Source organism: Bailinhaonella thermotolerans, assembly GCF_003594875.1.
Lineage (GTDB): Bacteria > Actinomycetota > Actinomycetes > Streptosporangiales > Streptosporangiaceae > Bailinhaonella > Bailinhaonella thermotolerans.
Genome location: NZ_QZEY01000003.1, coordinates 304,351 through 321,804, shown reverse-complemented (window position 1 = coordinate 321,804; position 17,454 = coordinate 304,351). Strand labels below are relative to the sequence as shown.

Below are 17,454 nucleotides of genomic sequence, written 5' to 3'. Positions count from 1 at the left end.
CGGTGCGGGTCCGCGTCCTACGGCTTGCGCGCGACCACGAACACCCGCCGGAACGGGAAGACCGTCCCGTACGGCTTGCGCGGATAGGCCTCGCGCAGCCGGGCGCCCAGATCGGCCAGGAACGCGGCGCGCTCCTCCGGGTCGGGGAGCCGGTCGAGGATGGGTCGCAGCGCGGTGCCCTTCACCCATTCCAGGACGGGGTCGTCGCCGGGGAGGACGTGCAGGTAGGTGGTCTCCCAGGCCTCGACGTCCAGGCCGCAGGCGGTGAGCAGGTCGAGGTACTCCGCGGGGCTGGAGACCGGGTCGGGGCGCGGCACGTCCGCGACCACCGTCCAGCGGGGCGACGCGCAGACGCGGCGGATCGCCTCGTGGCTCGGCGCGGCGAAGTTCCCCGGGACCTGGAACGCGAGCCAGGCGCCGGCGGGGAGCCGCTCCGCCCAGTCCACGAGCAGCTCGCGGTGGCCCGGCACCCACTGGAACACGGCGCTGGAGACCACCACGTCGGTGTCGGGCTCCGGCTGCCAGTCGCGCAGGTCGGCGACCGCGAACTCGACGCCGGGGTTGGCCGCGACGGCCTTGGCGATCATGGCCTCGGACGAGTCGAGGCCGGTGACGACGGCATCGGGCCAGCGCTCGGCCAGGGTCGCGGTCAGCTCTCCGCTGCCGCACCCCAGGTCGGCCACCCGGCGGGGCTTCTCGGCCCGCACGCGCGCGATCAGATCGAAGAAGGGACGGGAACGTTCGTCCGCGTATCGACCGTACTGCGTGGGGTCCCAAATATCTCTCGACATCAAGATAAATCCAAGTCGCAAAGTATCTCGATGTCAAGAGAGATAGACTGCGCTTCATGCAGGACGAGGTGGACCGGCTGGTCGCCGCCTGGCGCGTCGAGCGCCCCGATCTCGACGTCGAGCCGCTCCAGGTGCTGAGCCGCGTGTCACGGCTCGCGCGTCACCTGGACCGCGCGCGGCGCGACGCGTTCACCGAGCACGGCCTGGAGCCGTGGGAGTTCGACGTGCTCACCGCGCTGCGCCGCGCCGGCGAGCCCTACGAGCTGAGCCCCGGGGCACTCCTCCGCGCCACCCTGGTCACCTCCGGCACGATGACCAACCGCATCGACCGGCTGGAGGAGGCGGGCCTGGTCCAGCGCCGCCCCGACCCCGAGGACAAGCGGGGCATCCTGGTACGGCTCACGCCCGCCGGCCGCCGGAAGGTGGACGCCGCGTTCGCCGCCCTCCTCGACCGCGAGCGCGACCTCCTGGCCGGCCTGGACCACGCCGCCAGGGACAACCTCTCCACCCTCCTCCGCACCCTCCTCATCCCCTTCGACACCCAGCCCCCCGCCCGCGAGGCCCCCTGACCGCCCCTCAGGCCGGGAGGCGCTCGGCGAGCTCCAGCCAGGCGGCCTCGACCTCGTCCTTCTCGGCCTGGACGGCCTTGAGGTCGGCGTCCAGGGCGATCAGGCGGTTGTAGTCGGTGGCGCTGTCGGCCAGGGCGGCGTGCAGCTCCTCCTCGCGGGCGGTGAGCTTCTCCAGCCGCCGCTCCAGCCGGGACAGCTCCTTCTGGGCCTCCCGCAGCTCCTTCGCCGACAGCCCCGGCTCCGGCGCGGCGGCCTTCGGCTCCGGCTTCTCGGGGGCCGCCGACGCCACGCGGGCGGTGACCGCGGTCCCGGCGCGCCGCCGTTCGAGGTACTCGTCCACCCCGCCCGGCAGCAGCGACAGCTTGCCGTCGCCCAGCAGCGCCACCGAGACGTCCGCGACGCGCTCCAGGAAGTACCGGTCGTGGCTGACCACGATCAGCGTGCCCGGCCAGCCGTCGAGCAGGTCCTCCAGCTCGTTCAGCGTCTCGATGTCGAGGTCGTTGGTCGGCTCGTCGAGCATGAGCACGTTCGGGTCGTCCATGAGCAGGCGCAGCAGTTGCAGCCGCCGCCGCTCGCCGCCGGACAGGTCGCCGACGACCTTCCACTGCGCCTCGCCGCGGAAGCCCAGCCGTTCCAGCAACTGCGAGGCCGTCCACTCGCGCTTGCCCACCTGGATGACCCGGCGGATCGACTCCACCGTCTCCAGCACGCGCCGCGTCGGATCCAGCTCGGCGAGCTGCTGCGACAGGTACGCCACCCGGACCGTGCGGCCGGTGACGAGGCGTCCCGAGTCCGGAGTCTCCTCGCCCGCGAGCAGGCGCAGCACCGTGGACTTGCCCGACCCGTTCACCCCGATCAGGCCCACGCGGTCGCCCGGCCCGAAGTGCCAGGTGGCCGCGTCGAGCACCAGCGGCCCGTCCTCGCCCGCCCGCAGCGTGACCTCTTCCAGGTCGTAGACCGTGCGGCCGAGCCGGGCGGAGGCGAACCGCACCAGCTCGACGCGCTCGCGCACGGGCGGCACGTCCGCGATCAGGGCCTGGGCGGCCTCGATCCGGAACTTGGGCTTGGAGGTGCGGGCGGGCGGGCCGCGCCGCAGCCACGCCAGCTCCTTGCGCATGAGGTTCTGCCGGCGCTCCTCGGCCGCGGCGGCGATGCGCGCCCGCTCGGCCTTGGCCAGCACGAACGCGGCGTACCCGCCCTCGTACCGGTGCACCTGCCCGTCCACGACCTCCCACGTGCGCGTGGAGACGGCGTCCAGGAACCACCGGTCGTGGGTCACGACCAGCAGCGACTCGCGCCGCGCGACGACGTGGCGGGCCAGCCAGTCGATGGCCTCGATGTCGAGGTGGTTGGTGGGCTCGTCCAGCACGATCAGGTCGTGCTCGTCGATGAGCAGCCGCGCGAGAGCCGTACGGCGGCGCTCGCCTCCGGACAGCGTGCCGACGGTCGCGTCGAGGCCGATGCCGCCGAGCAGCGCGTCCAGGATGTCGCGGACCCGGGCGTCCCCGGCCCACTCGTGCTCGGCGCGGCCGTCCAGCACCACCTGGCGCACGGTCAGGTCCGGGTCGAGGTCGTCCTGCTGGGTGACGTAGCCGACCCGCAGGCCCCGGGTGTGGGTGACGCGCCCGCTGTCGGGCTCGATCAGCCCCGCGATCAGCGAGATCAGCGTCGTCTTGCCGCCGCCGTTGCGGCCCACCACGCCGATGCGCTCCCCTGCGGCGACGCCCAGGGACACGCCGTCGAGCAGCACCTTGGGGCCGTAGGCGAGCCGTACCGACTCCAGGTTGACCAGGTTCATACGATGACCGCCCCCGGCACCGGGCCGGTCGCGCGCACGGCGGCGCGGCAGACGCCCGCGTCGGACAGCGCGAGGGCCAGCTCCTCGGCGTGTCGCCCGGACTCGGCCAGGAAGGCGCAGGTGGGGCCGGAGCCGGACACGATGCCGCCCAGCGCGCCGAAGTCCTCGCCCGCGCGCAGCACCTTCGCGAGCTGGGGGCGCAGGGCGAGCGAGGCGGGCTGCAGGTCGTTGGCCAGAGCCGCGCCGAGGGCCTTGGCGTCCCCGGCCGCGAGCGCCGCCATCAGCGCGTCGCTGGCGGCGGGCTCGGGGACGGCCTCGTGCCGGCGCAGCAGGTCGCACTCGGCGTAAACGGCCGCGGTGGACAGGCCGCCGGGGGCGAGCGCGAAGACCCAGTGGAAGGTGCCGCGCGCGGTGACCGGCACCAGGTCCTCCCCGCGGCCGCGGCCCACGGCCGTGCCGCCCATCAGCGCGAACGGCACGTCGCTGCCCAACTCGGCGGCGAGCGCGTGCAGCTCCCCGGCGCTCAGGTCGGTGCCCCACAGGGCGTCGCAGGCCACGAGCGCGGCGGCGGCGTCGGCGCTGCCGCCCGCCATGCCGCCCGCCACCGGGATCGCCTTGCGGATCTCCAGCGCGACCCGCGCCGGATGCCCGGTGCGGTCGGCGAGCAGCCGCGCCGCCCGGCCGGCGAGGTTGTCCTCGTCCAGCGGCACCTGGTCGGCCCCCTCGCCCGAGACGCGCACCCGCACGCGGTCCGACGGAGCCGCCGACACCTCGTCGTACAGCGACACGGCGTGGAAGACGTTGACGAGCTCGTGATAACCGTCGGCGCGGAGCGGCCCCACGGAAATTTGCAGGTTGACCTTTCCAGGCACCCGGACGGTCACAGAAGTCACGAGAGCCGAGTTTACTGTCCCCACCTCCCCACCCCACCCGATCCAACCCGCCCCCTCCACCTACCCCCTCCGCGCCGCCGCCCCCTCATCCTCCGCGCCGTCCCCCCTTCGCGTCGTCTCCCCTTCGCATCGTCTCCCCTCCACGCCGGCTCCCCCTTCGCCGGCTCCCCCCTCGCCGGCTCCTCCTTCGGCGTGATCATGCAGTTTTAATCACACCCTGTGCGCAAAACCGCATGATCACGGTGAGGAGGGGCGCCTTGGTTCTCCGGGCGCCGGCGTACGGCTGGCGCCGGGTCCGACGCATGAGTCCCTGGTGTCCGCGTGATCCCCTGACGGGCAGTCCGCGCCGACATGGAGCAGCCTCGACGTGCCTGGCTCCCGGTTCCCGGCGCGAGGATCAAAGCCTCGGGACCGGTGCGACCCAGGCCCCCACGACCCCGGCCCGTAGCCGAATGGAGGCCGGCGCGGGCCGGACCGCCACGACCCCGGCACATACCCGGCGCCCAGAACCGGTCCGGCCTGGAACCCCGGGCCCAGAAGGAGAACCACCGCCCCGGCGGGCGACGGCGGCCACCCGGAACCGGCGCGGCCCAGCGCCTCTGGACGGGTACACCCCGGACATCCCCGGGTTCAACGCGAGATGTGGCCGCCCCGGGGCCGGCGTCGAGCCCGGCCGTCACGGACCCGGCGCGGTTCCCGCACTCCTGAGCGGCCCGAACCCCGACGCTTCGGGAGCGGCGGGGCCGGGGTCGCGTGGTCGGGGCCCAGGCGGAGTGTGGGTGTCAGGGCTGGGTGGGGTGGTGTTCGGCTATTCGGGCGAAGGACTCGACGTCCAGTTGTTCGCCCCGGGCGGTGGGGTCCACGCCGGCGGCGCGGAGTGCCTGTTCGGCGGCGGCGGGGGAGCCGGCCCAGGTCGCCAGGGCCGCGCGGAGGGTCTTGCGGCGCTGGGCGAAGGCGGCGTCCACGACGGCGAAGACCTGCTCGCGGGTCGCGGAGGTGCGCGGGGGGTCGCGCCGCACCAGGGAGACCAGGCCGGAATCGACGTTGGGGACGGGCCAGAAGACCGTGCGGCCGACGGGCCCCGCGCGGCGCACGTCGGCGTACCAGGCCGCCTTGACCGACGGCACGCCGTACACCTTGGAACCGGGGGTGGCGGCGAGCCGGTCGGCCACCTCGGACTGAACCATGACCAGGCCCCGGCGCAGGGACGGCAGCGTCTCCAGGAGGTGCAGCACCACGGGGACGGCGACGTTGTACGGGAGGTTGGCCACCAGGGCGGTGGGCGGAGGGCCGGGGACGCCGGGGACGCGCATGGCGTCGGCCTCCAGGACCTCCAGGCGGTCGGCGTACTCGGGCAGGCGCTCGGACACCGTCGCGGGGAGCCGCGCCGCCAGCACCGGGTCGATCTCGACGGCGACCACGCGCTTCACGGCGGGCAGCAACGCCAGCGTCAGCGAGCCCAGGCCGGGGCCGACCTCCACCACCACGTCGTCGGGCCCCACCTCCGCGACGCGGACGATGCGACGCACGGTCCCGCCGTCCACGACGAAGTTCTGGCCCAGCTTCTTCGTCGGCCGCACGCCGAGGCGCGTCGCGAGTTCGCGCACGTCAGCCGGTCCGAGCAATCCCTCTGCCACCGCACAAGTGTGCCGTACGCCGGGGGCTCGGGCGTCGCGCGGCCTGCCCGAGCCCGGTATCGGCTCGACTGGAAGGGGCGATCCGGGAGACCGTGGAGGAGACGGGCACGGCCGAGAGGAGGGCCCGGATGAACGCCGACGCGGTCGAGCGGACCGGCCGGCTCCACCCCGGCGACCCGCGCGAGATCGCCGGGCACACGCTGCTCGGGCGGATCGGCGAGGGCGGCATGGGCACCGTCTACCTGGCGCGATCCCACGACGGGCGGCGGGTGGCGATCAAGCTGATCAAGGCGGCGCACGCGATGGACGCCGGGTTCGCGGCGCGGTTCCGGGACGAGGTGGCCAGCGCCCGGCGTGTCGCGTCGTTCTGCACCGCCCGCGTGCTCGGGGACGGCGTGGCGGACGGCCGGCCGTACATGATCACCGAGTACATCCCGGGCGTATCCCTCGCGCGGCAGGTCTCGGACTTCGGGGCGCTGGAGCCGGGAACGCTGCACGGGGTGGCGCTGGGGGTGGCGGCGGCGCTGACCGCGATCCACGCGGCGGGGCTGGTGCACCGCGACCTCAAGCCCGCGAACGTGATCCTGTCGATGTCCGGGCCGCGCGTGATCGACTTCGGGATCGCGCGGGCGCTCGACTCCTCGCACGCGCTCACCCGGGCGGGGCAGCTCGTCGGCAGCCCCGGCTGGTGGGCGCCGGAGCAGGTCCGGGGGCTGCCGGTCACCCCGGCCGTGGACGTGTTCACCTGGGGCTGCCTCGTGGCGTACGCCGGGACCGGGCGGCACCCGTACGGCGAGGGCGACGCGCTGACGATGGCCGCGCGGCTGCTGCACGCGACGCCCGACCCCGGCCGGCTGCCCGCGCCGCTGGACGGGCTGGTCGCGCGGGCGCTCGACCCCGACCCGGCCCGCCGCCCCTCCGCCGGGGAACTGCTGCTCGCGCTCGCCGCCACCGCCGAAGCCCCCGCCGCCCCGCCCTCCGAAGGTCCCGTGGCCCGGCCGGCCGGGAATCCCGATCCCGGCACCGGCTCTCCGACCGGCACCGGATCCCCGGCCGGCGCCGACGCCCGGACCGGCACCGGCACGGGGCCGCCCGCATCGCCGGCCGGCGCGGAGGCCCGGGCCGAGGCCGCGCCGACGGGTGGGTGGCGGCCCCCCGGCGACCCGGCCGTACGGCCGGAGGCGGGGGACCGCCGGTGGCGCTACGTCCTGCCGCTCGCGGTGCTGCTGATCCTGGGCGCGGCCGCGCTCGGCCTGCTCGTCATCCCGGCGCTCCTAGCCCGATGAGCGCCGCCGTACGCCGTACCGGACGGCCACGTCCGCCGGACCGGACGGCGGCGTGCGTCGTACCGGACGCCCCTCGCCAGAGGTCAGCGGGTGAACAGGAAGCGGCCGCAGTGCGGCCACTGGCTCTGCCAGCGCCCGCCGACCTTCTGGTAGAGGAGCTGGGCGCGGTAGGTCTGCTCCTCCTCCGACCAGTCGATCGGCGTCTTCGTGCCGCCCACCGACCGCCACGTGGGCAGGGAGAACTGGTACAGCCCGTAGTAGGGCCCCGAGCGGTTCACCGCCTTCGCCCGCCCGCCCGACTCGCACCGGGCGAGCCCCGCCCAGTTGAGCGCGGCCACCGAGGACGGCGCGGCCCCGGTGCGCAGCGCGGTCCGGGGCGGCGCGGGCGGCTTGGGCGGCGGCGGCTTGATCACGCGGATCACCGCGCCCTCCGCCGGGAACGCGTGCAGCCCGGGCTTGACCTTGTAGCCCTTGCCCAGCTTGACCCGCTCGGCCTTCAGCACCTCGCGCACGGTGCCCGCCGTGGTCGTGGCCTCGGTGCGCACGTCGCCGACCAGCACCGTCACCCGGCGCACCGTCCGCATCCGCAGCGCGAACCCGGCGCGCGGCAGCACCCGCAGCCGCGAGACCGGCTGGTCCATGCGCGCGGCCTTGAGGTCGAGCTGCTCCAGCGCCTCCCCCACGTTCAGCGCGGTCACCATCCGGGTCGTGCTGCGCCCGTCCACCGTGAGCCGCAGGGGCCGCGCGTGCCGTACGACGACCTCGGAGCCGTTCGCCAGCGGCGAGTCCACCGGCGGCGACACGAGGTCGTGCGGTCCTACCTTCACTCCCTCGCGGGCGAGCAGGTCACGCACGGTGCCCGAGAAGGTGTTGAGCGCCGTCTCGTTGCCGTCCACGGAGAGCCTGACGTCCTTGGCGATCCCCTCGCCCACGACCAGCCCCGCCACGAGCCCGGCCGCCGCGCCGTACGCCACCAGCGCCGGACGGGACCGCCACCGCGGCCGCCTCCCGCCCGTCCTCCGTCGTCGACCCTCCGTAACGGCGCTCACGAGTCCTCCGGCACTCAGGCAACAGAACCGCCTCGGACGCTAGCCCGCCCCCAAGATCATCCTCAACTCATTCCCCCAATCCCGGCTCCCCCCTGGGATCGAATGCCCGGCTGCCGCCCTTCACCCGATCCGGGGTGGCCGGAAGCGCACCACCTCGTCCCCATCGCCGGGTGCGTCTCGCGTCCGTCCCCTCCTCGCCGCCGGATGCGAGGTCATCCCGCGACCGGGACGCGGGTGGGCACGATCCGGGTGGCGGAGACGACCTGTCCGCCGCGTACGACCGCTTCGACGGGGGCGGGACGGCCGAGGAACAGCGTGAGGCTCGCGGTGAGGCCGTAGGCGCCGGTGTTGGGGATGGCGAGGACGTCCCCGGGGCCGAGGTCGGCGACGGGGACGTCCCGGGCGAGGATGTCGGCGGGGGTGCAGAGGGGGCCGGCCAAGGTCGCCCGGGCGTGGGCGCCGCCGGGCTCCGGCTCCACGGACACCGGCAGCAGGCGGCCCAGGCCCGACAGGCCGCCGAAGACGTTGATGCCCGCGTCCAGGATCACGTGGGTACGGCCCCGGCCCGTCTTGACCGAGGTCACCCGCGTCAGGAGGGTTCCCGCCGAACCGGTCAGATAGCGACCGGACTCTACGGCGACGCCGGGCTCGCCCCGGCGCCAGCCGGGGAAGGCCGCGTCGAGGGCGGACTCCAGAGCGGCCCGCAGGCGCGGGTAGGCGGGGCGCGGTCCCGGTCTTCCGTACGGCGAGGCGAAACCGCCGCCGATGTCGAGCGTCCGCAGGGGCGGCCCCAGGTCGTCCTGGATCCGGGCGGCCACCTCGACGGAGTGCCGCAGCTCGGCGATCAGGGAGTCCTCGCCGGGCGCGTTGCTCTGCGAGAACAGGTGCACGCCGGTGATCGACGTGCCGGGCGCCGCGCGCAGTTCCGCGGCCGACGCGGCGACGGTCTCCGCGTCGATGCCGAACTGCGTGGGTTTCCCGGTCATCCTCAGGCCGGTGCCGGAGCCCGGTTCGGCGCTGTTGACCCGCAGGAGGCAGCCGGCGACGACGCCGTGGGCCTCCGCCGCGCGCCCGATGTTCCGCAAATCCTCGGGCGACTCGGCGGAGAACGACCGGACGCCCCGGGCCACGGCGTGGGCGAGCTCTCCGGGGGTCTTGCCCGGCCCGGTGTAGACGATCTCGGCACCGGTGAAGCCCGCCTCCGCCGCGGCGGCCAGCTCGCCGACCGAGCTGACCTCGGCACCGCACCCCGGGCCGGGTCCCTCACGCAGCGCCCTGGCGACGTCCGGATGGGGGTTGGCCTTGAGGGAGTAGAGGATCCGGCATCCGTCCGGCAGGAAACCGGCCAGGTCCGCCTTCGCCGCGGCCACCTCGTCCAGGTCGTAGACGTACAGCGGCGTGCCGTACCGCTCGGCGAGATCGGCGTGGGGCGTCACCCGGCCCCCTCGGCCACGGGGTCGTCCAGCAGCGCGGCGAGGTCCCGGCGGGACGTCTTGCCGTGCGGGGTGAGCGGGAGCCGGGGCAGGACCCGGCAGATCCGGGGCACCTTCTCGGGTTCGAGCCGGTCGCGCAGGAGCCGCAGGACCTCCGCCGGTTCGAGCTCGCCCTCGACGAACAAGGAGAGATCGTGCCGATCGCCGGGCGGCAGGACGGCGGCGGCCCGCACCCCGGGGATGTCGCTGGCCGCCGCCTCGATCTCCAGCGCGCTCACGCGCACGCCGTTCCGCTTGAACAGGGTGTCGCGGCGGCCCTCGAAGTACAGATAGCCGTCGGCGTCGAGACGCCCGTAGTCGCCGGTGTGCAACCGCGTCTCCCCCGCCTCCCCCGCCTCTCCCGGTCCTCCCGCCTCCCCCGGATCTCTCGCCTCCCCCGGCTTTCGCGCCTCTCCCGCCTCACGGCGGAAGGCGCGGGCGGTCTCCTCGGGCGCGCGCCAGTAGCCGGCCATCACGTGCGGGCCCGCCACGACGATCTCCCCGACCTGCCCCGGGGGCACGGCCGCGCCGCGCTCGTCCAGGATCATGACGCGGGTCCCCGGGAGTGGCAGGCCGACCGAGTCCGGGCGTTCCCGGTCCTGTCCCGGCGGCATGACGGTGATGCGCTTGGCCTCGGTCTGGCCGTACTGCCGCACCACGCGCGCCCCCGGGAACCGCTCGCGCAGTCCGTCGATGGCCGCCCGCGGCAGCACGTCGCCGGTGTTGGTGAGGAGCCTGACCGAGGGGATCGGATCGCGGTCGCGCTCGGAGAGCCGCAGGATCATCGCCGCCATCGACGGCACGATGGGCACGACCGTGGCCCGGCTCTCCCGCAGCCGGGCGAGCAGGGTGAGGTCGGACTCGCCCTCGGACAGGACGATCTCGCAGCGGGCGGCGCACGCCATCAGCGTCTTGTAGAGCCCGTAGTCCCAGGACAGCGGGAATCGGCAGAAGACGACATCGGCGGGGCGGTACCCGAGGACCGAGGTCAGCGCCCTCGTCGCGAAGGTCATCTGGGCGTGCGGGCAGATGACGCCCTTGGGCTCCGCGGTGCTGCCCGAGGTGTAGATGAGGACGGCGGGATCCGCGGCGCCGGCGGCGGCCGGGAGGGCGTCCGCGGGCTCGGCCTCCGCCTCGGGCCAGACCTCGGCCACGTCGAGCACCGGGACGGCGGTGAGGCCGCGCAGCCGTTCCCGGCCCTCCGCGTCAGTGATCACGATCCGGGGTTCGGCACTGCGCAGGACCGAGCGCAGATGGTACGGCCGCATGCGGGGGTTGACGGGCACCAGGACGGCCCCCGCCCGGGAGACGCCGTGCGCCATGGCGACCGTAGGCCGTTCGGAGGGCAGGCGCAGGAGCACGCGGTCGCCGGGCAGGACCCCGCGGCGGCGCAGCCAGCCGGCGAAGGACAGGCTGCGCCGCGCGAGCCGCCGGTAGGTCCATGAGCCCTGAGGATCCCGTACGGCCGTGCGGTCGGGGACGGCGGCCGCGGCGGTGTCCAGCAGTTCGTGGATGAGCCCGGACGCGGGGGGCGGGTGAAGCGGGGACGGGAGAGTGCCTTCCGGCGGGAGACTGTCCATCGCGGGTCATCTGATACTGGAGCGCTTTAGCCTGTCAAGACCTGGATTTCAGCAATATCGAGGGTTGACAGCTAAAGCGGTTCAGTGTTCGCATGGCACCGCCCACCCAGCCACCCGCCGTGGAGGCCGCCCTGTGACCCTTTCCGCCGGCGCCACCGGTTCCCCGGGCCCGCTCAGCCCGCCCGCCCCGGTGAACCAGTACGACTTCGACTTCTCCCCCTCCCTCGTCGCCCAGCGCCCGCCCGAGGTGCGGGGCACGGGACGCGACGACGCGAAACTGCTGGTGCTGGACCGCCGCTCCGGGCTCGTGGAGCATCGCCGGTTCCGCGACCTTGGGTCGTACCTCTCGCCCGGCGACGCGCTCGTGCTCAACAACGCGCGGGTGGTGCCGTCCCTCCTGCGCGGCGAGGACGGGCGGGGCGGGCCCGTCGTGGTGAACCTCTTCTCCCCGATGGACGACGGGACCTGGCACTGCCTGGTCCTGCCCGCGTCCGCCGGGGCACCGGGGAAGGTCCTGCGCTTCGGCGCGGACGGCGCCGTCACCGGCACCCTGCTCGGCGAGGACGGGGCGGGCGTCTGGCGCATCCGCCTCGACCCCGGCGGCACGGACGTCCTCGACGAGATCGGGGAGATCGCCTACCCCGACTACCTGGTCGAGCGCCCGATCGATCCGGGCCACTACCAGACGGTCTTCGCCACCAGGCCGGGGGCGACGCTGTTCCCCTCGGCGGGCCGGCACTTCACCTCCGCGATGCTGGACGAGCTGCGGAACCGGGGCGTCGCCGTCGTGGAGGTCACCCACTTCATCGCCGCCCGCTGGCAGCACGGCTACCTGCGGGACTGGCTGGGCGACGAGGTGGACTGGCCCGAGGACGCCGACATCGAGCTGACCCCGGGCGCGGCCGCCCCGAGCCTGCCGTTCCCGCGCCCCGAGCGCTACGAGGTCTCGACCCGCGCCGCCGACGAGATCAACGAACGCCGGCGCGCGGGCGGGCGCGTGGTCGTCTGCGGCACGTCCGCGCTGCGCGCGCTGGAGACGGTCACCGACGAGCGCGGCGGGCGGGTCTGGCCCGGCTCCGGCTGGACCAACCTCATCATCGGCCCCGGCCACCGCCCGCGGTCCTGCGACTCCTTCCTCACCAACTTCCATCTGCCCCGCAGCTCGGAGCTGCGCCTCACCGCCGCGTTCACCGGACGTCAGCCCCTGCTCGACCTCTACCGCGAGGAAGTGATCCCCAATGGCTACCTGTTCAACGAGTTCGGCGACTCCATGCTGATCATCTGAGGCGGGGGACGACTGTGAGCTTTCCCGACGAGGACTTCGAGACCGTGCTCCGCGAGAGCCTGGGCATCCCCGCATCCTGGGCGATCGTCTTCGACGCCCCCCTCGCCGACTACGGCCTGGACTCCCTGGGCGCGGTCAACCTCGTGGTGGACCTGGAGCAGCGGTTCGGGGTGACGTTCCCCGACGGCCTGCTGGTGCGCTCCACGTTCCACTCGGCCGAGACGCTCTGGCGCGCCCTGTCGGAGCTGCGCGTCCATGGATGAGAGGCCCGACCCCTCGGCGTACGTCGGCGACGTGGCCCGCGCCGAGCCCCTCGGCGGCGGCTTCGCCCACCACGTCTGGCGGGTGACCACGACCGGCGGCCGGAGCATGGTGCTGAAGGCCTCCGACCGGGTGCCGCCCGACCTGTTCGAGATCGAGGCCGAGGGATTGCGGGAGCTGCGCGCGCGGGCGGGCGTGCGCACCCCCGACGTGATCGAGGTCGGCCCCCGCCACCTGCTCCTCGAAGGGCTGGAATCCGGGCTCCCCGACGCCGACGAGTTCTGGGAGGCGGCGGGCCGGGCCACCGCCGGCATCCACGCGGTCCGGGGAGACCGCTTCGGCTGGGGGCGGGACGGCTGGCTGGGGCTGCTCCGCCAGCGCAACGCCTGGGCCGGGGACGGCTTCGCCTTCTTCGCCGCCCACCGGCTGCTCCGCTACCTCGACGAGCCACGCGTCCGCCAGGCGCTGGACGCGGACGACCGGGCCAGGCTGGAACGGCTCTGCGCCCGCCTCCCCGTGCTGCTCCCCCCGGCCCCCTGCGTGCTGACCCACGGCGACCTCTGGCGCGGCAACCTGGTCGCCACGGCGGCGGGCGAGCCGGTCTTCATCGACCCGGCGGTCTGCTGGATGTGGGCCGAGACCGACCTGAGCATGATCTACTGCACCGGCGGCGTGCCCGGGCGCTTCTTCGACGCCTACCAGGAGATCAGCCCGCTGCCGGACGGGTGGCGGGAGCGCATGCCCCTGCTCAACCTGCGCGAACTCCTCAGCGTCCTCGCCCATCTGGGACCCGGCCGCGGCTGTCTCGCACAGATCCGGAAGATCCTGCACCGCTTCGCGTAACCACTCATCCACCCCCTCATCACGCGGAGGGCCGCCTGTGCGCACGGGCACGACGTCGTACGACGAGTCCGGGAGAACCGAGTCCGGGAGAACCACGGCCGGCGTCTGGTCGGGGAACTTCGGGCTCTACCTCGCCGCCCGGACGACCTCGGTGTTCGGCGACGCCCTGTACCCCGTGGCCCTCGCCGTCGGGATGCTCGCCCTCGGCCACGGGGCGACCGGGCTGGGCCAGGCCATGGCGGCCTACGTGGGTCCGTGGGCGCTGCTGGTCGTCTTCGGCGGGGTGGTGGCCGACCGCGTCACCCCCCGGCGCGCGATGATCGCCGCCGACCTGGCCCGGCTCGCGGGGCACGGCACGCTGGCCGCCCTGTTCGCCGCCGGCGCGCCGCCGCTGTGGGCGATCCTCGCGCTGGCCGCGGCGAACGGCGTGGCCACCGCGCTGTTCCAGCCGGGCCTGGCCGGGGTGGTCCCCCGGATCACCGCCGACGTGCACGGGGCGAACGCCGTACTGCGGGCGGCCGAATCGACGGCCTCCCTGCTCGGGCCCGTCGCGGCCGCCGCCCTGATCGCGTGGGTGTCCCCGGCGGCCGCCTTCGGCGTCAACGCGGCGACCTTCGGGGTCAGCGCCCTGTGCCTGCTGGCGCTTCGGGTGGAGTTCCCCCCGGCCGGGGACCACGAGGAGCCCGTCTGGCGCAGGCTCAGGACCGGCTGGCGCGAGTTCGCCTCGCGCCGCTGGTTGTGGGCGGTGATCCTGGTGTGGGCGGTGAACGGCCTGCTGGTGTGGGGTCCCGCGCGGCCGCTCGGCGCCGCGCTGCTCGTCCCCGAGGCCGGTTCCCACGGGTACGCCGCCGTGCTGACGGCCATGGGGGCGGGGAGCATCCTCGGCGGGCTCGCCGCGCTGCGGCTGCGGCCCGCGCGCCCCCTCGCGGTGGCCACCGTGTTCATGCTCGTCACGATGCCGCCGTACGCGCTGTCGCTCGCGGCGGGCTGGCCGCTCTGGCTCACCGGCTGCTGCTTCCTGGCGGCGGGGGCGGCCAGCTCGTTCTGGGGCGTGCAGTGGTCCACCGCGGTCCAGACGCAGGTGCCGCAGGAGGTGCTCAGCCGGGTCCACGCCTACGACGTCGCCGGGTCGATCGTCAGCGCGCCGGCGGGCCAGGCGCTGTGCGGGCCGGTCGCCGAGCTGATCGGCGCCAGGTCGGCGCTGTCCGTCTCCGCCGTCACCTGCCTCGTCACCTTCGCGGCCCTGCTGTGCGTCCCCGAGGTGCGCGGGCTCCGCGCCGCCGCCTCCCCCGTGCCGGGCGGTGCCGCGTGAACGCCCCGTTGCTGTGGTCGCAGGAGATGTACTGGTTCATCCACAACGTGCCGCTCCCCACCGTGGACAGCCCGAAGATCGCCGTCGAGTTCGACGTGCGCGGGGCCGGCGCTCCCGCCGTACGGGCGGCGCTGGGGGAGCTGATCGCCAGGCACGAGTCCCTGCGCACGACCTACCCCCGGGGCGCGGGCGGACGCCCGTACCAGCGGGTGCACCCGCCGTACCTGCCCGAGTTCGCCGACGGGGGCACGCGGGAGGAGGTCGTCGCCGCGCTCACCGCCGCCCCGATGGACCCGGAGCGGGATCTGCCGGTGCGGGCCGGGCTGGTGGCGGGCCCCGGCGGGCCCGAGCTGCTCGTCCTGGTGTTCAACCACATCGCGATCGACAGGTGGAGCGCCGTCCTGCTCAAGCGCGAGTTCGCCGGGCTGCTCGGCGGCCTCGCCGGGCCGGCCGTCGCCGGGGCCGGGCCCGCCGACCTGGCCCGGCGGCAGAGCGCGGAGCGGAACGCCCGGGCGCTGCGTCACTGGGAGGACGTCCTCACGACCATGCCCGGCCACCTCTTCCCCCAGTTCCGCCCGAGGCGCGGCGGGCCTTTCCCGTCGTACGTCGAATGCGAGCTGGACTCGGCCGTACTCGGGGCGGCCTCGGCCCGGGTGGCGGAGCGCCACGGCACGAGCCAGGCGGTCGTGTTCACCGCGCTCTTCGGCATCTGCCTCTCGTCGTGGTCGGGCAACCCCCGGGTCCCCGTCCTGTCCAACTTCGCCAACCGCGACCGGGCGAACGGCGGGACGGTGGCCTGCCTGTTCCAGCCCGCGCTGATCGGCCTCGGCCTCGCGCGGGAGGACAGCCTGGCGCGGGCGCTGGACGAGGCGGCGGCCCGGTCCCCGCGCGGCCACCGCCACGCGCGGTACTCCTACTGGGAGATGAGGAGGATCCGGGCGCTGCTGGGCCGCGCGCGGGGAGTGCAGTTCAGGAACCCGCCGACACTGGACTACGCCGAATCGGCCGAACCCGGCGGCGGGCCCGACCGGCCGACCTCGCTCACCATCCGCGAGTGCCCGTGGGAGGACGACTACGCGGACGCCTACCTCCGGGTCCGCCGCCGGCCGGACCGCTGCGTCCTGACCCTGACGGGGCACACGTCGATCTTCGACGGAGCGCAGGCGCGCGCGCTCCTCACGGGCGTCGAGGGCCTGCTCACAGCCTGGGCCGCCGATCCCGCGATCGCCCGGCTCCCCCTCGCCGATCTCGCCCGCCGCTTCCGGCTCCCGGCCCGGCGGTACGGCGCGGCCTGGGCGTACGCCGATCACTGCTGGGTCGACACGGACGCGGTCGCCGCGGCGATCGAGGCCGTGCCGGGGGTACGGCGGGCGACGGTGACCGCGCGGCCGATCGGCGGGGAGACCCGGCTGCGCGCGGACGTCGTGACCGACGACCCCGCGCTGACCCCCGCCCGCCTGCGGATCGCCGCGCTGGACGCCGCGCACCACGCGGCGTCCGTGATCGCGCCCCACTGGTTCACCGTCCGGGGCGGCGGCCAGGTGCTGCGGGGACCGGGCACCGAACGCCTGGCCTGGGCTCCGGAGGGCGAGGACGAACGGCTGCTCGCCGCCGCCATCACATCCTGCCATCCGGGGGCCGAGCCGGACATGTCCGCCTCCTACGCCGAGATCGGCGGAGGCGCGCCCGAGACGCGCGCGGTCTGCGAGCGGCTCCGCGAGCACGGCCGCGACGACGTGACCCCCGAGGACCTGCTCAGCTCGACCTCCCTGCGCGCCATCGCCGGGCCCCCGGCCACGAGGCGGCGCTGAGTCCCCTCCGGCCGGTCACCAGGGGCCGAAAACCGCTTCGCCGTTGCGGGTGATGGCTTCGCAGAGGGTGGCCTCGTCCATGGACTTCACCTCGGCGATGCGGCGGACCGTGAGGGGGATGAGGTGGGAGGCGTTGGTCTTGCCCCGGTACGGCACGGGCGGGAGGTACGGGGCGTCGGTCTCGACCAGGATGAGCTCGGGCGGGGCGATGGCGGCGGCCTCGCGCAGGGCGGGGGCGTTCTTGTAGGTCACGGTGCCGGCGAAGCTCATGAAGTAGCCGGCGTCGGCGCAGGCGCGGGCCAGGTCGGGGCCGCCGGAGAAGCAGTGGAAGACGACCTTGTCCGGGGCGCCCTCCTCGGCCAGGACCTTCAGCACGTCGTCGTGGGCGTCGCGGTCGTGGATCACCAGGGCCTTGCCGGTGCGCTTGGCGATGCCGATGTGCTCCCGGAAGGCCCGGCGCTGCTCCTCCACCGGGGACCAGTCCCGGTAGTAGTCCAGCCCGGTCTCCCCCACCGCGCGGACCTCGTCCCGCGAGGCCAGTTCCTCGATCTCCGCGAGCACCTCGTCGGTGGCGGTGTGCGCCTCGTTCGGGTGGATCGCCACGGCCCCGTACACGTCGTCGTACAGCCGCCCGGCCTCGGCGCACCACCGCGACGACGGGAGGTCGTATCCGACGGTCACCAGCCGCCGGACCCCCACGGCCCGCGCCGCCGCCACCATCTCCGGCACGTCCACCTTCTGGATGTCCAGGTGACAGTGGCTGTCGAACACCTCCCGCGCCAGGGGCTCCGGCGCGGGCGGCAACTCCTCGATAGACGTCGTCTCACTCACCCGATCAACCTATCCGCCCCCGTCACCCCGCTCCCC

The 17,454-nt window shown here is 74.8% G+C and carries 15 protein-coding genes; 7 read left to right on the top strand and 8 right to left on the bottom strand.

The features are described from left to right. Positions 1-17: 17 nt before the first annotated feature. Positions 18-791, bottom strand: coding sequence for a trans-aconitate 2-methyltransferase (locus D5H75_RS10685; protein WP_206781954.1), 774 nt, complete (start codon positions 789-791; stop codon positions 18-20). Between the two features lie 56 nt (positions 792-847). Between D5H75_RS10685 and D5H75_RS10680 the strand changes: the two genes are divergently transcribed. Continuing rightward, entirely contained in the window at positions 848-1,360 is a 513-nt protein-coding gene (locus D5H75_RS10680; protein ID WP_119926235.1) for a MarR family winged helix-turn-helix transcriptional regulator, read from the top strand. 7 nt (positions 1,361-1,367) lie between these two features. Here D5H75_RS10680 and D5H75_RS10675 read toward each other — a convergent pair whose 3' ends face one another. The 3 genes from D5H75_RS10675 to rsmA all read right to left on the bottom strand — a co-directional run bounded on the left by D5H75_RS10675 (position 1,368) and on the right by rsmA (position 5,688). Then, complete coding sequence (locus D5H75_RS10675; protein ID WP_119926234.1) at positions 1,368-3,158, bottom strand: ABC-F family ATP-binding cassette domain-containing protein; 1,791 nt, start codon at positions 3,156-3,158, stop codon at positions 1,368-1,370. Next, the gene (locus tag D5H75_RS10670; RefSeq protein ID WP_202638084.1) at positions 3,155-4,042 is read right to left on the bottom strand and encodes a 4-(cytidine 5'-diphospho)-2-C-methyl-D-erythritol kinase; all 888 of its coding nucleotides are present in this window, start codon (positions 4,040-4,042) and stop codon (positions 3,155-3,157) included. The genes D5H75_RS10675 and D5H75_RS10670 overlap by 4 nt, the downstream gene beginning before the upstream one ends. Positions 4,043-4,833: 791 nt before the next feature. After that, positions 4,834-5,688, bottom strand: coding sequence for a 16S rRNA (adenine(1518)-N(6)/adenine(1519)-N(6))-dimethyltransferase RsmA (gene rsmA, locus D5H75_RS10665; RefSeq protein ID WP_119926232.1), 855 nt, complete (start codon positions 5,686-5,688; stop codon positions 4,834-4,836). A 128-nt stretch (positions 5,689-5,816) separates the two neighbouring features. On the opposite strand from rsmA, the gene D5H75_RS10660 reads away from it, so the two are divergent. Further along, positions 5,817-6,974 carry a serine/threonine-protein kinase gene (locus D5H75_RS10660; protein ID WP_119926231.1) on the top strand — a complete coding sequence of 386 codons (1,158 nt, stop codon included), beginning with the start codon at positions 5,817-5,819 and terminating at the stop codon, positions 6,972-6,974. Positions 6,975-7,057: 83 nt separating this feature from the next. Here the strand turns inward: D5H75_RS10660 and D5H75_RS10655 are convergent, their stop codons facing one another. The 3 genes from D5H75_RS10655 to D5H75_RS10645 all read right to left on the bottom strand — a co-directional run bounded on the left by D5H75_RS10655 (position 7,058) and on the right by D5H75_RS10645 (position 11,075). After that, entirely contained in the window at positions 7,058-7,948 is an 891-nt protein-coding gene (locus D5H75_RS10655) for a resuscitation-promoting factor (RefSeq protein WP_147425112.1), read from the bottom strand. 287 nt (positions 7,949-8,235) lie between these two features. Then, positions 8,236-9,459: a type III PLP-dependent enzyme domain-containing protein gene (locus D5H75_RS10650; protein ID WP_119926229.1), complete on the bottom strand. Its 1,224-nt coding sequence runs from the start codon at positions 9,457-9,459 to the stop codon at positions 8,236-8,238. Continuing rightward, positions 9,456-11,075, bottom strand: coding sequence for a class I adenylate-forming enzyme family protein (locus D5H75_RS10645; protein WP_119926228.1), 1,620 nt, complete (start codon positions 11,073-11,075; stop codon positions 9,456-9,458). The genes D5H75_RS10650 and D5H75_RS10645 overlap by 4 nt, the downstream gene beginning before the upstream one ends. 133 nt (positions 11,076-11,208) lie before the next feature. On the opposite strand from D5H75_RS10645, the gene D5H75_RS10640 reads away from it, so the two are divergent. Genes D5H75_RS10640 through D5H75_RS10620 form a run of 5 tightly spaced genes read left to right on the top strand, consistent with a single transcriptional unit; the run spans position 11,209 to position 16,587 of the window. Next, positions 11,209-12,360, top strand: a complete 1,152-nt coding sequence (locus D5H75_RS10640) for an S-adenosylmethionine:tRNA ribosyltransferase-isomerase (protein ID WP_202638033.1) — start codon at positions 11,209-11,211, stop codon at positions 12,358-12,360. A 14-nt stretch (positions 12,361-12,374) separates the two neighbouring features. Further along, entirely contained in the window at positions 12,375-12,623 is a 249-nt protein-coding gene (locus D5H75_RS10635; protein ID WP_202638032.1) for an acyl carrier protein, read from the top strand. Further along, the gene (locus D5H75_RS10630) at positions 12,616-13,464 is read left to right on the top strand and encodes a fructosamine kinase family protein (protein ID WP_119926226.1); all 849 of its coding nucleotides are present in this window, start codon (positions 12,616-12,618) and stop codon (positions 13,462-13,464) included. The genes D5H75_RS10635 and D5H75_RS10630 overlap by 8 nt, the downstream gene beginning before the upstream one ends. A 37-nt stretch (positions 13,465-13,501) precedes the next feature. Then, positions 13,502-14,776 (top strand): MFS transporter, encoded by a 1,275-nt coding sequence (locus D5H75_RS10625; protein WP_119926225.1) that lies wholly within the window; start codon positions 13,502-13,504, stop codon positions 14,774-14,776. Then, on the top strand, positions 14,773-16,587 hold the full coding sequence (locus D5H75_RS10620) for a condensation domain-containing protein (RefSeq protein ID WP_147425111.1): 1,815 nt from the start codon (positions 14,773-14,775) through the stop codon (positions 16,585-16,587). Before D5H75_RS10625 ends, D5H75_RS10620 begins: the two co-directional genes overlap by 4 nt. 15 nt (positions 16,588-16,602) lie before the next feature. On the opposite strand, the gene D5H75_RS10615 is transcribed toward D5H75_RS10620, so the two are convergent. Continuing rightward, entirely contained in the window at positions 16,603-17,418 is an 816-nt protein-coding gene (locus D5H75_RS10615; RefSeq protein WP_242454123.1) for a TatD family hydrolase, read from the bottom strand. Positions 17,419-17,454: the final 36 nt, after the last annotated feature.